Source organism: Alcaligenes sp. AB3, from assembly GCF_031844565.1.
Taxonomy (GTDB): Bacteria; Pseudomonadota; Gammaproteobacteria; order Burkholderiales; family Burkholderiaceae_B; genus Alcaligenes; species Alcaligenes faecalis.
On the sequence record NZ_JAUZVM010000004.1, the window covers coordinates 458,970 to 476,743 of the forward strand.

14 protein-coding genes are annotated in these 17,774 nt (G+C 57.6%); 10 read left to right on the plus strand and 4 right to left on the minus strand.

Features of this window, described 5'->3' with window-relative positions; all coding sequences use genetic code 11:
* Positions 1–35: 35 nt before the first annotated feature.
* The 3 genes from Q9R35_RS11940 to Q9R35_RS11950 all read left to right on the plus strand — a co-directional run bounded on the left by Q9R35_RS11940 (position 36) and on the right by Q9R35_RS11950 (position 2,240).
* Positions 36–878 (plus strand): ScpA family protein, encoded by an 843-nt coding sequence (locus tag Q9R35_RS11940; RefSeq protein WP_042486887.1) that lies wholly within the window; start codon positions 36–38, stop codon positions 876–878.
* Positions 879–889: 11 nt separating this feature from the next.
* The gene (gene panC, locus Q9R35_RS11945) at positions 890–1,738 is read left to right on the plus strand and encodes a pantoate--beta-alanine ligase (RefSeq protein ID WP_045929610.1); all 849 of its coding nucleotides are present in this window, start codon (positions 890–892) and stop codon (positions 1,736–1,738) included.
* Positions 1,739–1,964: 226 nt separating this feature from the next.
* Complete coding sequence (locus Q9R35_RS11950) at positions 1,965–2,240, plus strand: response regulator transcription factor (RefSeq protein WP_045929611.1); 276 nt, start codon at positions 1,965–1,967, stop codon at positions 2,238–2,240.
* A gap of 1 nt (position 2,241) precedes the next feature.
* Here the strand turns inward: Q9R35_RS11950 and Q9R35_RS11955 are convergent, their stop codons facing one another.
* On the minus strand, positions 2,242–2,880 hold the full coding sequence (locus Q9R35_RS11955) for a hypothetical protein (RefSeq protein WP_042486579.1): 639 nt from the start codon (positions 2,878–2,880) through the stop codon (positions 2,242–2,244).
* A 134-nt stretch (positions 2,881–3,014) separates the two neighbouring features.
* Between Q9R35_RS11955 and coaE the strand changes: the two genes are divergently transcribed.
* From coaE to Q9R35_RS11985, 6 genes are all read left to right on the plus strand, one after another.
* On the plus strand, positions 3,015–3,617 hold the full coding sequence (coaE, locus tag Q9R35_RS11960) for a dephospho-CoA kinase (RefSeq protein ID WP_042486884.1): 603 nt from the start codon (positions 3,015–3,017) through the stop codon (positions 3,615–3,617).
* Positions 3,618–3,667: 50 nt separating this feature from the next.
* Positions 3,668–4,423 (plus strand): cell division protein ZapD, encoded by a 756-nt coding sequence (gene zapD, locus Q9R35_RS11965; RefSeq protein WP_042486576.1) that lies wholly within the window; start codon positions 3,668–3,670, stop codon positions 4,421–4,423.
* A gap of 222 nt (positions 4,424–4,645) precedes the next feature.
* Complete coding sequence (locus tag Q9R35_RS11970) at positions 4,646–5,917, plus strand: efflux RND transporter periplasmic adaptor subunit (protein WP_311219910.1); 1,272 nt, start codon at positions 4,646–4,648, stop codon at positions 5,915–5,917.
* Positions 5,918–5,920: 3 nt separating this feature from the next.
* On the plus strand, positions 5,921–9,007 hold the full coding sequence (locus Q9R35_RS11975) for a multidrug efflux RND transporter permease subunit (RefSeq protein WP_045929614.1): 3,087 nt from the start codon (positions 5,921–5,923) through the stop codon (positions 9,005–9,007).
* Positions 9,004–12,108 (plus strand): efflux RND transporter permease subunit, encoded by a 3,105-nt coding sequence (locus Q9R35_RS11980; protein ID WP_042486567.1) that lies wholly within the window; start codon positions 9,004–9,006, stop codon positions 12,106–12,108. Before Q9R35_RS11975 ends, Q9R35_RS11980 begins: the two co-directional genes overlap by 4 nt.
* A 6-nt stretch (positions 12,109–12,114) precedes the next feature.
* On the plus strand, positions 12,115–13,590 hold the full coding sequence (locus Q9R35_RS11985; protein WP_311219911.1) for an efflux transporter outer membrane subunit: 1,476 nt from the start codon (positions 12,115–12,117) through the stop codon (positions 13,588–13,590).
* A 329-nt stretch (positions 13,591–13,919) separates the two neighbouring features.
* Here the strand turns inward: Q9R35_RS11985 and Q9R35_RS11990 are convergent, their stop codons facing one another.
* Genes Q9R35_RS11990 through Q9R35_RS12000 form a run of 3 tightly spaced genes read right to left on the minus strand, consistent with a single transcriptional unit; the run spans position 13,920 to position 16,502 of the window.
* Positions 13,920–14,645, minus strand: a complete 726-nt coding sequence (locus Q9R35_RS11990; RefSeq protein ID WP_063691521.1) for a spermidine synthase — start codon at positions 14,643–14,645, stop codon at positions 13,920–13,922.
* Entirely contained in the window at positions 14,642–15,643 is a 1,002-nt protein-coding gene (locus Q9R35_RS11995; RefSeq protein WP_042486557.1) for a Nudix family hydrolase, read from the minus strand. Before Q9R35_RS11995 ends, Q9R35_RS11990 begins: the two co-directional genes overlap by 4 nt.
* Complete coding sequence (locus Q9R35_RS12000) at positions 15,636–16,502, minus strand: ATP-binding protein (RefSeq protein ID WP_045929618.1); 867 nt, start codon at positions 16,500–16,502, stop codon at positions 15,636–15,638. Before Q9R35_RS12000 ends, Q9R35_RS11995 begins: the two co-directional genes overlap by 8 nt.
* A gap of 173 nt (positions 16,503–16,675) precedes the next feature.
* Here Q9R35_RS12000 and ispB point away from each other — a divergent pair, with 173 nt between their 5' ends.
* Entirely contained in the window at positions 16,676–17,641 is a 966-nt protein-coding gene (gene ispB / locus Q9R35_RS12005; RefSeq protein ID WP_042486551.1) for an octaprenyl diphosphate synthase, read from the plus strand.
* Positions 17,642–17,774 lie beyond the last annotated feature (133 nt).

Below are 17,774 nucleotides of genomic sequence, written 5' to 3' on the forward strand. Positions count from 1 at the left end.
CTGCGCCTGTGACTGAGATTGCACAGCAGCCTGTTGTGGATACGCCAGCTCCTCAGACCGAGGATGTGCTGGCGCGTCTTTATGGCGAACCGCTGTTTGCGATCCCCCAGGATCTGTACATTCCGCCCGATGCGCTGGAAGTGTTTCTGGACGCCTTTGAAGGCCCGCTGGATCTGTTGCTGTATCTGATCCGCAAGCAGAACTTCAATGTGCTGGACATTCCGATGGCCCAGGTCACCGGGCAGTATCTGGCTTATGTCGAGCAGATTCGCGCCACGAATCTGGAGCTGGCGGGCGAGTATCTCTTGATGGCTGCGCTGCTGATCGAGATTAAATCGCGCATGTTGCTGCCGGTACGCCGAGCTGACACGGGTGAAGAGGTGGATGACCCGCGTGCGGAGCTGGTGCGCCGTTTGCTGGAGTACGAGCGCATGAAGGAAGGGGCACGTCGTCTGGACGAACTGCCCTTGATGGGGCGCGACTATCTGCTGGCCAATGCGCAGGCCGAGCTGGTTGTGGAAGCGATCCCACCCGAAGTGAATGCGGATGATTTGCGCGAGGCCTGGCTGGGTATCCTGAAGCGTGCCAAACTCAATGCCAGCCACAAGATTACGCGTGAGCAGTTGTCGGTGCGCGATCACATGAGCCAGATTCTGCGACGTTTGCAGCATGTGCGCTTCATGGAGTTTACAGAGCTGTTTAATGAACGCCTGGATCAGGGTGATCCGGCGGCGGTGCTTGTCGTGCATTTTCTGGCGATGCTGGAATTGGCACGAGAGTCACTGCTTGAAATTACGCAGGCCGAGCCCTACGCTCCTATTTATTTGCGCCTGACCTATATTCGAGCGCAGGCCGATGGGCCTGATCTTATTCCGTAGCGGAGAATTTTTTGAAAGTCGTCCATAACATCCAAGAACTGCGCGATCAGCTCCAGGGCCAGACACGCGTGGCATTTGTTCCAACCATGGGGAATTTGCATCGAGCCCACCTGGACTTGATGAAGATGGCTCGCCAGCATGGTGATCCGGTGGTGGCCAGTATTTTTGTGAATCGTCTGCAATTTGGCCCGAACGAGGATTTCGACCGTTATCCGCGTACGTTGCAGGATGATGCGGCCAAGATGGAGCAGGAGCGTGATGTCTATGTCCTGTTCGCCCCCTCGGAGCGCGAGATGTACCCGGAGCCACAGAGTTTCCGTGTCAGCCCGCCTGATCATTTGGGCCGAATTTTGGAAGGCCACTTCCGTCCGGACTTCTTTGAAGGTGTCTGTACTGTTGTGTTGAAGCTGTTTTCCTGTGTGCAGCCACGTGTGGCGGTGTTCGGGAAGAAGGATTATCAGCAACTGATGGTGGTGCGTCAGATGGTGCGTCAGTTCCAGTTGCCGGTGGAGATTCTGGCTCACGAGACGGTACGTGAAGAAGATGGGTTGGCCATGTCTTCACGCAATCGCTATTTGAGCCCCGAGGAACGCGCTCAGGCTCCGCAGATTTATTACGCGCTGCAGGAAATGAATGAGCGTTTGCAGCAAGGTCAAAGCCGCGAGGAGATTGAGGCTTATGCGACCAAGAAAATGACGGATCTGGGCTGGAAGGTGGACTATATGGCCTTGCGTCGTCAGTCGGATTTGCTGGAACCGACTCAAGAGCAAATCGCAGCCGGTGAGCCCTTGGTGGCATTGGCCGCGGCCAAGCTGGGCGCGACACGCTTGATCGACAACCTGGAAATGGTTAAAGCCTGATTTTTTGTGTTCTTTGGTGAGAAAAGCACAGTTTTTACTGTGCTTTTTTTATACCTGCGGCACCCTGGCGCATTGAAATCCTCGTCCTTATATTAGTCCTGTGACAAAAACATCCCGTATAAGTTAACAGTCGTGTAGTCCCTGCCTAAAATGACAAACTCTGTCTATGGTTAATTCTTCACATCGCAGGCGGCCTGTTCGCCTGGTACAGATATACGAGACTGACATGGTATTGAATAGTCATTTACCCGCCTCTGTGCTGTTTGAAAGCCTGACTCCGCGCGAGCGCGACGTACTGTCCTATATCGCCATTGGCAAGGCGAATAAGGTGATTGCGGCTGAATTGGAGATTTCCCAGCGTACGGTGGAGGCGCATCGGGCACGCGTTTTTCAGAAGTTACGCGTGCGCAATGCGGTTGAATTGACTCGCTTTGTGTTCAGTGAGCCGGGCCTGCGGGATGTGCTGCCGCCCAGCTTGGTGGGCGGCCTGTCTGTGCCTTAGCTTAGCGGCAGGCTGGGGTGGCCTGGCCGTCCAGTTCGCTGACCGGGTCCAGGTCGGCCTGGCGAGTCAGGTGGCTTTCCAGCGTAGGACGCTGCTGGTTGAAGGTGTTGATACGCAAGACGTTATTGTTCACAAAGCTCAGGTCTGCCAGTGTCGAGTCGTTATTGGCCAGCAGGGCGATACGGGTGGGCTGTGTACCGATTGGAACCCAGCAACCGCTCTTGTGATGTTCCTGGCCAGCGCCTACCGGGGTGGCACGCATGCGCCATTGGCCAGCGGGAGCCAGGGTCACGCTGATTTTGTAGGGCTCGCAAGCGCCGCTTTGTGGCGGGCAGGACAGGGTACCCAAAAAGGTCTTGGGTTCGGCCAGTTCGGGAACGCTGCGATCGGCCTGGGCGGTGGGCTGTTCGGCGCGGGCCGGCGTAATGGCGTGCAGACCTTCCTGGTTGCCAAAACCCAAATTGATTTGCGAGGGAGCACGCGCGGTGCCGCTGCCTTGCGCCTGGCGCAGGGCGTCTTTCTGGGTAGAGTCACGGCCTTCGTTGGGGGCTGGCTGGACGGGCGCCTGGGCACATGCTGCCAGCAAAACGACCGAAAGCAAGGTAAGGGAACGCAGGGGGGAAATCTTGGTGAAAGACATGGCGGGCTTCCGTGGACTGGTTGATAGCTGAATTCTACGCTAGACCAGGGGCGGCGGGACAGTATCAGGTCTATTCAGGGTAGGAGGATTGGCGTGGGTACGTTACAGTTTTGTTTTTTATCCGTGGATTGCGCATGCTGACGATTGGGCTGACCGGTGGAATTGGATCGGGCAAAAGCCAGGTGGCCAATTTTTTTGCCTCCTGGGGGGCGGCCGTCGTGGATACGGATGTAATCGCGCATGAGTTGACTGCGCCTGGTGGCCTGGCCATTGAACCGATTCGTGCCGCCTTTGGTGCAGATGCTTTGGCAGCAGATGGTTCCATGGACCGGGATTGGATGCGGGCCTGTGTGTTTGCCGATCCCAATGCTCGTCATCGCCTGGAGGCGATCATTCATCCTCTGATTTGGAACGTAACAAAAGCACAGACCTTGAAAGCGCAAGGATGTTATCTTGTTGTGGTTGTACCCTTGCTGGTGGAGTCAGGACGATGGCGCGACCGTGTGGACCGGATTTGCGTTGTGGATTGTGATGAAGCGACCCAGATCGAGCGCGTACAAAAGCGCAACGGGCTGGCAGTGGCCACAATTGAACGTATCATGGCAGCACAGGCGCAACGTCAGCAGCGGCTGGACGTGGCCGATGATGTGGTTCTGAACGATGGACAGACGACGCTGTCCCTGTTGGAAGAGCGGGCACGGGCGGTGCACCAACGATGGTGTGCCTTGACTGCCTGACAACACGACGTGTCTGACTCTCCAGTCGACAAAAAAAGGTTTTTAAACGCGTGACTCTATACGAATACCCCTGCAATGAGCGTGTCCGGGCTTTACTGAGAGTCGAATACTTGTTCGATAGGCTGTTTCATTTTTCGGCCAACCAGGATGCGTACTCGCATCAGATCGCTGTAGCGACTTTGTTTGATTTGCTGGACATCGCGGATCGGACCGATTTGCGTTCTGCCGTTCTTCAAGACCTGGAGCGTCAGCGCGTGGCGCTGGCTGCGCTGCGCGAACACCCCGGTGTTCAGCTGCAGGCGCTGGACAAGATGATTGAACAAATTGTGCGTGCTGCCGCTGATCTGTCGGCCCAGGGTCGGGTGGGGCAGGGCCTGCGCGACAATGAATGGCTGGCCAGCTTGCGGGGCCGGGTGGCCGTGCCCGGCGGTACGTCCCAGGTGGACATGCCTTCTTATTACTCCTGGCAACAGCGTTCCGATACGGATCGCGTTCAGGATTTGCGCCGCTGGTCGGAGTCTTTCCTGCCGCTGTATCAAGGGCTGGCCCTGATTTTGCGCTTGCTGCGCCAGTCGGGCGACTCGGCCGATCAGGTGGCCCGTGACGGTTCCTATCAAGAAATGCTGGCAGGCAAGACCTTCCAACTGCTGCGGGTGTGGGTGGACGCGGGTGCGTGCATCTATCCGGAAATGAGTGCTAACCGCTATGTCATCTGGATACGCTTCGTGCAGCAGGATAATCAATTGAAACCGCAGGCCGTGACTGTAGATATCCCCTTTAGGCTGGCCCGTTGCAACTTCGGCTGAATACGCTGTTCATATAAGGTTCAGACAGCCGCTTTTATACTTGCTGTGCCAGCGTGGTCTAGCAAGGATGCTGTTTTGTCAGCGCTTGTATCTCTTGATCGTTTCAGACTAATTGCTATCGTGTTTTGGCGGCATAATGCGTGTCGCCGTCACGATAGGTAGTGCTTAAACGCTTATTTAGACCGTGCATAGAGACAATCAAGTTTTAGCCGGGGAGTATTCATGTCGGAGTTGAACACAGGCAGAGGACGGCGGTCCCGATCCTTCTATGTCTGGGTGTTGGTAGGACTGCTGGTAACAGCAGGCCTCGTTTATTACGCCCTGTCTTCCCCCTCAAGTACGCTCACTCCCCTGCGCGGGCCTCGCGGCATGATGGGGGCTACCAAAGTCCCGGTTCAGGTTGCCACGGTCAAGCAGGGCTTGATCGACAAAACGGTCAATGCCATTGCCACGGTCAAGCCTTTGCAGACCGTTGCGGTGCGCGGTGAGGTCGATGGCGTGCTGGAGCGCATCCACTTCAAGGATGGCCAGCGTGTGAAGGCGGGGGACTTGCTGGCTGAAATCGACCCCCGTACATATCAGGTGCAGCTGGATCAGGCCCGTGGGCAATTGGCACAGAATCAGGCCCAATTGAAAGGAGCGCAGCAGGAGCTGGCCCGTCACCGCATCCTGTTCCAACAAAATTCGATTGCTCGCCAGGCCTTGGAAACCAAGGAAACGGCGGTTCAGCAGCTGCAGGCACAGATCAAGTCCAATCAGGCAGAAGTCGCTCGTGCTCAGGTCCAGCTGGATCGCACTCGTATCACGGCGCCTTTGGATGGTCGCCTGGGTTTGCGCAAGCTGGACCAGGGCAATCTGGTGTCTGCCGGTAGTACCGATGGGATTGTCGTGATTACCCAGACGGATCCCATCGGCGTGGAGTTCTCCTTGCCGCAGAACCAGTTGAGCAGCCTGCTGGAGGCCATGAAGCAAAGCGAGTCGCCTTTGCGCGTCTCCCTGATCGACAGCAAAGGCCAGCTCTTGTCGGACAAAGGCCGTCTGCAGGCCCTGGATAACCAGATCGACATCAATACCGGCACGCTGAAAGTAAAGGCCGAGTTTGATAATGCCGATGAGACCCTGTTTGCCAATCAGTTCGTGAATTCCCGCGTATTCCTGGGACAGGAACAGGGGCTGCTGATTCCTTCGCATGCCGTACAGCGGGGTTCGGTAGGCACGTATGTCTACACTCTGGATGAGGAGGACAAGGTCCATATTCAAGTGGTGGAACTGGGCACCGCTACCCTGGAGTCGACACTGATCAAAACCGGCCTGAAAGAGGGCGATCGTGTGGTGGTTGAAGGCACTGACCGTTTGCGGGAAGGCTCGGAGGTCGAGGTGATGCAACAAGATGGCCAGGCCAAGGAAAAGCCTGCGCCAGCCGATGCAGCCGCCAAGCCGGAGCAGGGCAAACGTCCGGGTGAGGGTCGCCGTCCACGTCCTGCAAGCGAGTAAGCCGTGAGCATGTCGCGTATCTTTATCCTGCGCCCGGTGGCTACCACCTTGGCGATGGTGGCCTTGCTGGTGTCTGGCTTGCTGGCCTATCGCATGCTGCCCGTGGCTGCTTTGCCGCAGGTGGATTACCCCACGATTCAGGTGGTTACGCTCTATCCGGGTGCCAGCCCGGATGTGGTCGCGGCCTTGATTACTTCACCGCTGGAGCGGCGCTTTGGCAGCATGTCCGGCCTGTCGCAGATGATCTCGTCCAGCTCGGGCGGGGCATCGCGCATTACCTTGCAGTTTGACCTGGGCTTGCCTTTGGATGTGGCCGAGCAAGAGGTGCAGGCGGCGATCAATGCCGCCTCCAATATGCTGCCCAATGATTTGCCCGCTCCACCTATCTACAACAAGGTCAATCCGGCCGATACCCCGGTGATCTCCCTGGCGGTGACCTCCCCCAATATGCCCTTGCACGAGGTACGTGACCTGATTGATGTGCGGGTCGCACAAAAGCTCTCGCAGGTGACGGGTGTGGGTCTGGTCAGCATTGCGGGTGGCCAGGAGCCGGCCATGCGTATTCAGGCCGACCCCAATGCTCTGGCGGTACGCAATCTAACCTTGAGCCATCTGCGCCAGGCCGTGGTCGCGGCGAACGTGAACCAGCCTAAAGGGAATCTGGACGGGCCACAGCGCTCCACCAGCATCAGCGCCAACGAGCAGCTCAAAACAGTACAGGATTACGAAAACCTGATTGTCAGCTATAAGGACGGTGCCGCCGTGCGTCTGGGCGAACTGGCCAAGGTGGTACGGGATGCACAGGATGTGCGTCAGGCCGCCTGGATGGGCACCGTGCCCGCGATCTTGCTGAATATTCAGCGCCAGCCTGGGGCCAACGTCATTGATGTGGTGGACCAGATTCAAAGTTTGCTGCCGGAAATACGCCGTTCCTTGCCGGTAGGCGTGGATGTGGAAGTGGCCACGGACCGTACCCAGACCATTCGGGATTCGGTTGACCATGTGCAAAAGGAAATGATGCTGGCCATTGTGTTGGTGGTGCTGGTGACGTTTGTGTTCCTGCGTACCTGGACAGCTACGCTGATTCCCAGCGTTGTTGTGCCCATTTCCCTGATCGCCACCTTTGCCATCATGCTGATGTGGGGCTTCAGTATCAATAACCTGACCCTGATGGCCCTGACGGTCGCCACCGGCTTTGTGGTTGATGATGCGATCGTGATGATCGAGAACATCGCCCGCTATATCGAAAAGGGCGAAACCGCCTTGCAGGCGGCCTTGAAGGGGGCGGCGCAGATTGGCTTTACGCTGCTGTCCTTGACCATCTCCCTGATCGCAGTGCTGATTCCGCTGCTGTTCATGAGCGATGTCATTGGACGTCTGTTCCGTGAGTTTGCCATTACCCTGGCCGTGGCAATCCTGCTTTCTCTGTTCATTTCGCTGACGCTCACGCCCATGATGTGCGCGCGCATGCTCAAGCCCGAGGACGAGCGCCAGTATGGCCGCTTCACCACTTGGTTGGGCAATCAGATGGATCGCATCATTGCGGCCTACGATCGTGGCCTGATTGTGGTCCTGCGTCATCAGACTTTGACCCTGTGGGTTGCCGTAGGCACCGTGATCCTGACGGGTCTGCTGTACGTGATTGTCCCCAAAGGCTTCTTTCCCCAGCAAGATACCGGCCTGATTCAGGCGATTACCCAAGGGCCACAAACCGCGTCGTTCCGCGCAATGGGTAATTTGCAGCAGCAAGCCGTGGCGATTGTGCTGGAAGACCCGGATGTGGAGGCCGTCACCTCCTTTATCGGGGTAGATGGTACCAATGCCACGCTGAATAATGGCCGCCTGCAAATTGCCTTGAAGCCCATCGGCTCGGGCAGGGCTGGTGCAAATGAAATCATGAGCAGGCTGGATGAACGTCTGAAAGACATCCCCGGCCTGTCGGTGTACCAGCAGTCCATCCAGGAGCTGACGGTCGACGATCAGATTAGCCGCAATGTGTACCAGATGGCCTTGTCGGATCCGGAAACCGAGGTGCTGACCACCTGGATGCCGCGCTGGCTGGATGCCGTCAATGCCTTGCCGCAGATTAAAGATGCGTCCATGAGCCTGCAGAACGATGGCTTGCAAGTGCTGCTGGATATAGACCGGGATGCGGCGGCTCGTGTGGGCGTGACCAAAGCCAATATTGATGATGCACTGTACGACGCCTTCGGACAGCGCTTGATCTCCACAATCTACACGCAGTCTGCCCAATATCGCGTCGTGCTGGAGGTCAAGGATCAATACCGTCAAGGTCCGCAGGATCTGGAAAACATCCATGTGATGACGGCAGCAGGCACACCCGTGCCAATTACGTCCCTGGCGCGTATTCAGCTGGTGCCAACCACGCTATCGGTGGAGCGTTTGGGGCAGTTCCCGTCCGTGAATGTGTCCTTTGACCTGGCTGATGGCTATTCCTTGTCCGACGCGATCGAAGCCATTGAAACGGTGCCTGATCAGATCGGCATGCCGTCCTCGGTCGATACCCGCTATTTGGGCGCGGCCAAGGCCTTCCATGCTTCTTTGTCCAGCACACTGTGGTTGATGTTGGCCGCCGTGCTGACCATGTACATCGTGTTGGGTGTTTTGTACGAGAGCTACATCCACCCTGTGACCATTCTGTCGACCTTGCCCTCTGCCGCCATTGGGGCGCTGCTGGCCCTGCTATTGGCCGGACGGGACCTGGATATGGTGGGGGTAATCGGGATCATCCTGCTGATTGGTATCGTGAAAAAGAACGCCATCATGATGATCGACTTTGCGCTGGAGGCGCAGCGCGAGCAGGGCGTAAGCCCCCAGGAAGCCATTCATCAGGCTGCCTTGCTGCGCTTCCGTCCTATCCTGATGACGACCCTGGCGGCTTTGTTCAGTGCGATTCCACTGATGCTGGCGACGGGTTCGGGAGCAGAGCTGCGTCAACCTTTGGGTCTGGTCATGGTTGGCGGGCTGCTGGCCAGTCAGGTACTGACCTTGTTCACGACTCCCGTGATCTATCTGTTTTTTGACCGCTTTACCCGTCGTGGTGCCAAGTCGGTACGCGAGTCGACATGAAGCGCTTGTTAGGGCTGTTTATCTTCCGGCCAGTGGGCTCCAGCCTGCTGGCACTGGCGATGGTCCTGGTGGGCGCACTGGCCTTGCGGCTCCTGCCTGTGGCGTCTTTGCCGGAAATGGATTTTCCGGTGATTGCGATCTCGGCCAATTTGCCCGGTGCCAGCCCTGAAACCATGGCTTCCAGCGTGGCGACCCCGCTGGAACAGGCTTTAGGTTCCATTGCCGGTGTCTCTGAGATGAGCTCTCGCAGCAGCGAAGGCTCCACCCAGATCATGTTGGTGTTTGAGCTGGATCGGGATATTGAAGGGGCCGCGCGCGATGTGCAGGCCGCTATCAATCAGGCTCGGCCCATGTTGCCTTCGGGCATGTCCAGTGTGCCTACCTACGAGAAGGTCAACCCTTCCTCCATGCCTATCATGGTGCTGGCGTTGACTTCGCAAACCGCGAACAAGGCACAGCTGTTTGATATGGCCAGCGGTATTGTGCAGCAGAAGCTGGCCCAGATTCCGGGTGTGGGCTCGGTTGATGTGGGTGGCGGTTCTTTGCCTGCCGTCCGGGTGGGACTGAACCCCAAGGCTCTGGCCTCGGCCGGTATCGCGCTGGATGATGTGCGTTCAGTGATCAATAACGCCAACAGCTTGCGTCCCAACGGCTATCTGGAAGGCGAGCAGGGTCAATGGCAGATCAATTCGGGCAAGCAATATAACCAGGCACGCTTCTTTGAACCCTTGGTGCTGAAGAATCAGGACGGGCAGGTTATCCGTTTGGGCGATGTGGCCAAGGTCGAGGACTCTGTCGAGAACATTCACAGTCTGGGGTACTGGAATAACCAGGAAGCGGTTCTATTGATTGTGCGCCGTCAGGCGGGTGCCAATATTATCGAGACCGTGAATACCATTCGTGAGCGTTTGCCCGGGATCGAGGAAATGCTGCCCAGCCAGGCGCAATTGACGGTGGCGCAGGATCGCACCCCCAGTATCCGTGCCACGCTGGAAGAGGCACAGCTGACCTTGATCATTGCGGTGGCTCTGGTGGTGCTGGTGGTCTTGCTGTTCCTGCGAAACTGGCGCGCTGCCCTGATTCCGGCCATTGCCGTGCCGGCATCCTTGATCAGCACCTTTGCCTTCATGCATTTGTTCGGCTTCACGTTGAACACCATTTCCTTGATGGCCCTGATTGTGGCCACGGGCTTTGTGGTGGATGACGCGATTGTGGTGCTGGAAAGCATTATGCGTTACCTGGAAAAAGGCTTGTCTCCCATGCGGGCGGCCTTGCGCGGGACGCGTGAGGTGGGCTTTACGGTAACCGCCATGAGCTTGTCGCTGGTAGCCGTGTTCATTCCCTTGTGGCTGATCGGGGGGCTGGCCGGACGCCTGTTCATGGAGTTTGCCGTCACCCTGTGTACCGCTGTGTTGGTGTCCTTGGTCATCTCCTTGATGCTGACCCCCATGATGACTGCCCGTTTGCTGCGCCCCGGGCCGCAAGAGCATGAATCCACTAATCCGGTCAGCCGCTTTCTGGGCTGGATAGGCAGTGTCAGTTGGCATGGTTACCGTCGCTCTCTGGATTGGGCGCTCAAGCATCATCGTTTGATGCTGTTCTCCTTGTTTGCCACTATTGGCCTGAATGTGTATCTCTACACCGTGGTACCCAAGGGCTTGTTTCCGCAGCAGGATACCGGTCAGTTGATGGGTTTCTTCCGGGTCGACAGGGGCACGTCGTTCCAGTCCATGGTGCCCAAGCTGGAGTATTTCCGTTCCATTCTGAATCAGGACCCGGATATCCGTTCGGTGGCTGTATTCGCCGGTGGTCGCAGTGGCAGCACTTCGTCCTTCATTCTGGTTGAGCTCAAGCCCATGGATGAGCGTAAAGCCAGTACGACGGATATTGTGAATCGCTTGCGTGATCCTTTATCCACCACGCCGGGAGCACGCATGTTCATGGTGCCGCAGCAAGATATTCCAGTTGGCAGCGGGGGCGGCGGGCGCAGTGGCTCCTATGACTACTCCTTGCTGGGCAGCGATCTGGAGTTGTTGAAAACCTGGTTGCCCAAGGTCCAGCAGGCCATGTCCGAGCTGCCTGAGCTGGTGGACGTGGATACCGGCACCGACGACAAGGCCGGTCTGGTTCAACTGGAAATTGACCGTGATATGGCAACGCGCCTGGGCATTGATATGTCCATGGTGGCTGGTACCTTGAACAACTCCTTCTCCCAGCGCCAGGTTTCCACTATTTTTGGTCGTTTGAACCAGTATTACGTGGTCATGGAAGTGGAGCCTCGGTTTGCCCAGGATCTGGAGTCCCTGAAGGAAATCGAGGTGGTGGCCAAGGACGGCACCCGCGTCCCCCTGTCAGCCTTTACTCGCTTTAGCACGGGCACCGCGCCGCGCAGCATTAACCATATGGGTCTGCTGGTGGCCGAGTCTGTGTCGTTCGGATTGGCCGAAGGCGTCACCCTCAGTCAGGCAACGGCGGCCATTGAACAGGCCATGGCCCGCATTCAGCTGCCTACACGCGAGATTCAGGCGGGCTTTGAAGGCAATACGGCGCAGATGCTCGATGCCCTGGCCAAGCAGCCCATGATGTTCCTGGCTGCTCTGGTTGCTTTGTACATCGTGCTGGGGATGCTGTACGAGAGCTACATGCACCCGCTTACCATTCTGTCCACCTTGCCTTCTGCCGGGATCGGAGCCTTGCTGGCCCTGATGATGACCAGTGGCGAATTCAACCTGATTGCCATGATCGGGGTGTTCTTGCTGATCGGTATCGTCAAGAAAAACGCCATCATGATGGTGGACTACGCCTTGCAAATGGAGCGTGAGCGCGGCATGGGTTCGCGTGAAGCCATTTATGAAGCCTGCCTGGTGCGTTTTCGTCCCATCATGATGACGACCTTGTCTGCCATCTTTGGTGCTATTCCCTTGATTTTGGCGTCCGGCCCAGGTGTGGAAATGCGCCAGCCTCTGGGCGTCACCATTGTGGGAGGTTTGGTGCTCAGTCAAATCCTGACCTTGTACACCACGCCGGTGGTTTATCTTTATCTGGATCGTTGGCGCCATCGCTTCATGCGCCGCAAGAACCAGACAACTTTGAATATATAAGCTGATATGCCTACTTCTAACGCCATGATTTTTCCGCGCTTCGCACTGGCTGGGATGGTGCTGCTCCTGGCCGCATGTGCTGTTGGCCCCGATTATCAGCGGCCTGAAGCACCAGTGGGCGAGCACTTTCGCGAAGAGGTACGTTCCACAGCCTGGAAGCAGGCTGAACCGGCTGATTTGAAGGATCGCGGCCCTTGGTGGGAAAGCTTTAACGACGGCGTACTCAATGCCTTGATGCAAAGCCTGAACGAGCAGAACTTCACCTTGCAGCAAGCACAGGCGCGCGTCCGTCAGGCGCAAGCCACCTTGTCCAATACGCGCTCGACCCAGTTCCCGCAAGTGGGCAGCTCGGTCGGCACGACGCGACGGGGCAGTGGGTCGGGTGATACTAGCCAAAGCAGCAGTGCTTACGACGCCAGCATCACGGTGAATTGGGAAGTGGACTTGTGGGGGCGGATTCGCCGTCAGGTAGAGGCCGGTGATGCGGGCCTGCAAGCCAGTGCAGCGGACATGGCCGCCACGCGCTTGAGCCTGCAGTCTCAATTGGCGCAGGCCTATTTGCAGTACCGCAGTGTGGAATCCAGCGAACGAGTGCTGGATGAAACGGTGGCCGCGTACGAGCGCTCTTTGCAAATCAATCAGAACCGCCTGGACGCCGGCTTTTCGGCGCCGGGGGATGTGGCGGCAGCCTTGAGCCAGCTTGAAGGTGCACGTACCCAGCGTTTGGCCTTGAACCGCGAGAAAGCGACGTATCAGCATGCCATGGCTGTGCTGGTCGGCCGTGCACCGTCCCAGTTTGAAGTCGTGCCCCATGCTCCGTGGCCTGTTGCTCCGGATATTCCGGTGGGCCTGCCATCCAGCTTGCTGGAGCGGCGCCCCGATGTGGCTCGTGCCGAGCGTCGCATGGCGCAGGCCAATGCCCAGATCGGTGTGGCCAAGGCGGCCTGGTTTCCCAGTTTGAGTTTGAAAGCCAGCGGGGGTTTCAGTAGCAGTGATTTAAGCGAATGGCTGACGGCTCCGGCGCGAGTCTGGTCCTTGGGGCCGGCCTTTGCCCTGACCTTGCTGGATTTTGGAGCGCGTCGCGCGCAAGTCGAGCAGGCCGAAGCCAGCTATGACGAACAATTGGCGGCTTACCGCCAGACGGTTCTGGACGCGCTGAAAGAGGTGGAAGATGCCCTGTCTGAGCGTAATGGCCTGGAGCTGGAGCAAGCCAGCCAGGCACGTTCTCTGGCTGCGGCACGCGAATCCCTGCGGCTGACGCGTAATCAGTTTGATGCCGGCCTGGTGGATTTCCTGAGTCTGGCCCAAACTCAGGCCACGGCTTTGTCAGCCGAGCGGCAGGCTTTGGACCTGGAGTCTCAACGCCTGCGGGCGGCGGTCAAGCTGATGGTGGCCTTGGGCGGTGGCTGGGATGTAGCGACGGGTCTGAATCCCGAAGAGCCGAAAGCGGTGGAAGTTGATCCAGCTGCGAAAGCAGAATAGGTTTGGCCTGACCTACACTAATCTGACCTGACCTGACCTGACCTGACCTGACCTGACCTGACCTGACCTGACCCGATCCAATCTGGTCTTAATCAAGTTTGGTTTAGTTTGGTTTGATGTGGTTCGGCGTTGGCTGAACTTCTTGGCGCTTGGTTTGGTTTGGCCGTTTCACCGTGCTCTCCGGCCTGGCTGGGCCGGAGCTTCAACGCCCGGTTTGCTTCGTATGGACCAAGCAAGGATTGGACTACCGCCCAAGCTTTGGGCTGCAGTTCGCTTGCTTGTAGTTCAACAGCGGCTCATTCATTGCTTGATAGTGCGTGGAAACCGCCTCAGTCCTGATCCATCCAGGCATACAGCCCGTCAACCCATTCCTCGCCGTCGGCCAAGCCCAGGGTGGCGTGGATTTCTTCGGCCCGCTGGTACAAATCATCAAAATCAATTTGCGGCGGGTCAGCAAAGGCCAGGGCAACCAGATTGCCATCATGGGTTTCAGGTAACCAGACCACGGCTGGGAAACTCTCTTGCAGCGCATGCAGATTGCGCGCATGTACCATTTCCGACCCCAGCAGGTTCACCGTCAATAGTCCTTGCGGCCCCAGAGCTTTGCGACAGGCCTGATAAAAGGCTTCGCTTTCCAGGGCAGGGTGCTCAGCCTGGTCTGAATACACATCAATTTGCAGCACATCCAGCTCGCCGTAGACCGCGTCCAGATAATCCAGCGCGTCTACTGTGTGCACGTTCAGGCGCTCATCGTCGGGCGGTAGATTGAATAGCAGGCGACTGGCCTGTACCACTTCGGGGTTGATTTCTACGGCGTCGATGCGCGCCTGGGGGAAATGCTGGTAGCAAAAACGCGTCAGGCTGCCTGCGCCCAGGCCCAGTTGGGCAATACGGCGCGGATCGGTCTGGAACAAGGTCCAGATCATCATCTGACGGATGTAGTGCAGCTCTAGCTGATCGGGCGCATCCAGGCGCATCGCACCCTGCACCCAGGCAGAGCCCAGGTGCAGGTAGCGTACGCCTTCGTGTTCCGAAATCGTGACGTGTGGCGTCATGCCGGGTCGTTGTCCAGCATGTGGCGTATACCGGCAATACCGTGTGCGCCGTGATTGCGGGCGTCAGCCAGGGTCTTGGCCGATTGTCCGCCTATGGCAAACACTGGCAGGCCAGCCTGTTCCGCCAGACTGGCAAAACGGGCCCAGCCCATGCCGGGATCGCCGGGATGGGAGGAGGTTTCCAGGACATGGCCCAGAACCAGAAAGTCCGCCTGGATCTTGCGGGCTATTTCAATATCACTTTCATTGTGCGTGGACATGCCGATCAAGCCTTTGCTGATCGCAGGAAATGTCGTCAGGGTGTCGTGGCATTTCGCGGACAGTGCTTGGGCGTCGCTGGCGCGCAAATGCACACCATCAGCGTGGTCCCACCAGCTCTCGGGGTGCAGGCTATTGACCAGGCATCGCGCTTGGTAGCGCTGGCACAGGTTCACAACTTGCAGGAACGCCTGGTGCAAATGGAATTCGGCATCGGGCCGGGCAGCCCAGGCTGGCTCACGAAACTGGACCAAGGCCGGGCCTTGTTGCAGGGCTTGTTCCAGTTGTTCCAGATAGGCGGGTAAGCGGGCCGGCTCGTCGATGTGGGTAATCAGGTAGCGTTCGGGCAGTTGCAGCCATTTCAGCGGCGGTTCGGTAGCAGGCAGTACAGGGCCGACTTCCAATGGACCTTTAGGGCTGACCCAAGCAAGCTCTTGGCCTTCCAGGCACTGGGGTTCGCCTTCCCATTCCCGCACCAGGCAGAAAGAGAGTTTGACAAAGTTCTTGGGGTATTCGTGTGTATAGGTGACCCAGGGGTGTGCATGGGTGGTTTCAATGCCGAGTTCTTCGCGCAGTTCCCGTACCAGCGCCTGTATGACGCTCTCGCCCGCTTCAATCTTGCCGCCTGGCAGTTCCCACCAGCCTGGCCAGGGTTTATCGGCTGGGCGTTTTCCCAGTAGCACTTGGCCGTGTTGGTTCAGTAAAACGCCAACGGCCACTTCCAACGTGGGTTTAGACATGTCTAGCGGTCCAATCTCTAGCAAATTGACGTGCTACCCGGCCGGAGCGCGAGCCACGTTCCAGAGCCCATTGCAAGGCTTCCGTACGCGAGCTTTCGATGTGTTCTGCAGGGCAACCCAATGCGCCCAGCCAGTAATACACAATGTCCAGATAGTCGTCTTGTTTAAAGGGGTAAAACGACAACCATAGTCCAAAGCGCTCGGACAGGGATACCTTTTCTTCAACAGCCTCACCGGGGTGGATCTCGCCGTCGGCGGACGTGGAGGCACTCAGGTTTTCTTTCATGTACTCGGGCATCAGGTGACGTCGGTTGGACGTGGCGTAGATCAGTACATTGTCGCCAGGGGATGCCAGCGAGCCATCCAGCACGGATTTGAGCGCCTTGTAACCGGCTTCGCCTTCTTCAAAGGACAGGTCGTCGCTGAAGATGATGAAGTGTTCGGGGCGGGTGCTGATCAGGTCGATGATGTAGCCCAGATCGCCCAGGTCGGACTTGTCCACTTCGATCAGGCGCAGGCCCTGGTCGGCAAATTTGGCCAGCATGGCCTTGACCAGCGAGCTTTTGCCGGTACCGCGAGCACCTGTCATCAAGACGTTATTGGCCGGTTTGCCTGCCAGGAAATGGCGGGTGTTGCGCTCAATAATGCCCTTTTGGCGTTCGATATGGTGCAGGTCGTCGGTCTGGATGGTGGCTACGTGCTGGACACCTTCCAGCCAGCCGCGGGAACCATTGGTGCGCCAGCGAAAAGCAATGGAATCCCAGTTGATGGGAGGTGGAGCAGGGGGCAGCCAGGCTTCCAATTGAGCTAGAACCCGCTCGGCCCGGCTGATCAGGGTACTCAGGTCTTGCGAACTCAAGACGGTCTCCGTTTCAGGTTGAAATGCTTATTATCGCTAATTTGGCACCTTTTTCTGCGATCACTGTGGTGCATCACGCGTAACAATAGGCCCAAAGCGATTCAAAATCGTATAATCACCAAGTTACGGTTGGCCGCTATCGGCCCCCTCCCTTACTCGCCCGGAATTCTGTTTTGAACCTGTCCACCCTGATTGAACCTATTGCCGACGACATGAAGGCTCTTGATGTCGTCATTCGTGAGCGCTTGAATTCGGATGTGGTGCTGATACGCACAATCGGCGAATACATCGTTAGTGCAGGTGGCAAGCGCATGCGTCCCGCGCTGCTGTTGCTGGTAGCCCGTGCGCTGGCGTATCAGGGGAACACGCATCATTTGCTGGCTGGCGTGGTGGAGTTCATCCACACGGCTACCTTGCTGCACGACGACGTGGTCGATGAGTCCGATATGCGTCGCGGTCGCCACACGGCCAATGCCGTCTACGGCAATGCGGCCAGCGTCCTGGTTGGCGACTACCTGTATTCGCGCTCCTTCGAGATGATGGTGCAATCGAACTCCATGCCTGCCATGGCCGTGCTGTCGGCCGCCACTACGGTGATCGCCGAAGGCGAAGTTCTGCAACTGCTGAACGTTCACGACCCGGACGTTTCACTGGATCGTTACCTGCAAGTCGTACGCTACAAGACTGCCAAGCTGTTTGAGGCAGCGGCCCAAGTAGGCGCGATTGTGGCCGGTGCTTCGCCCGAGATGGAAGAAGCGATGGCTGCTTACGGTCGCCACTTGGGTACTGCGTTCCAGCTGGTTGACGATGTGCTCGATTACACTGGCGACGCCCAGGCTCTGGGCAAGAACGTGGGCGACGATCTGCGCGAAGGCAAGCCCACCATGCCCCTGATTCGTGTGATGGAAGTGGGTACGCCCGAACAGGTTCAGCTGATCAAATCGGCCATTGAGACTGGTGATGCGGATTTTGCCGCTGTTGCCCAGGCTATCGAACAGACCGATGCATTGGCCTACACTCGCGAAGCGGCCAAGGCAGAGGCACAACTGGCTGTTCAGGCCCTGGCTGATGTTCCTGAGAGCGAATTCAAGCAGGTATTGCTTAGCTTGTGCGCGTTTTCCATCGAACGCGACCGCTAAGCATCACGCTTTCCCCAACCCGCCTATCGGCGGGTTTTTTTGTAATAAAGCGGACCGATTCAAGGAAATTGGCGTCATTAGGCGCCTGTTCGTGTTATTTTTCTCGGTTTTACAACGCTGTTGGTGGTCAAGC

Excerpts from the sequence above, each read along its gene's own strand:
- Q9R35_RS11950 (WP_045929611.1), top strand. The coding sequence starts at position 1,965 with ATGGTATTGAATAGTCATTTACCCGCCTCTGTGCTGTTTGAAAGCCTG.
- Q9R35_RS11955 (WP_042486579.1), bottom strand. The coding sequence starts at position 2,880 with ATGTCTTTCACCAAGATTTCCCCCCTGCGTTCCCTTACCTTGCTTTCG.
- coaE (WP_042486884.1), top strand. The coding sequence starts at position 3,015 with ATGCTGACGATTGGGCTGACCGGTGGAATTGGATCGGGCAAAAGCCAG.
- Q9R35_RS11970 (WP_311219910.1), top strand. The coding sequence starts at position 4,646 with ATGTCGGAGTTGAACACAGGCAGAGGACGGCGGTCCCGATCCTTCTAT.
- Q9R35_RS11980 (WP_042486567.1), top strand. The coding sequence starts at position 9,004 with ATGAAGCGCTTGTTAGGGCTGTTTATCTTCCGGCCAGTGGGCTCCAGC.
- Q9R35_RS11985 (WP_311219911.1), top strand. The coding sequence starts at position 12,115 with ATGCCTACTTCTAACGCCATGATTTTTCCGCGCTTCGCACTGGCTGGG.
- Q9R35_RS11990 (WP_063691521.1), bottom strand. The coding sequence starts at position 14,645 with ATGACGCCACACGTCACGATTTCGGAACACGAAGGCGTACGCTACCTG.
- Q9R35_RS11995 (WP_042486557.1), bottom strand. The coding sequence starts at position 15,643 with ATGTCTAAACCCACGTTGGAAGTGGCCGTTGGCGTTTTACTGAACCAA.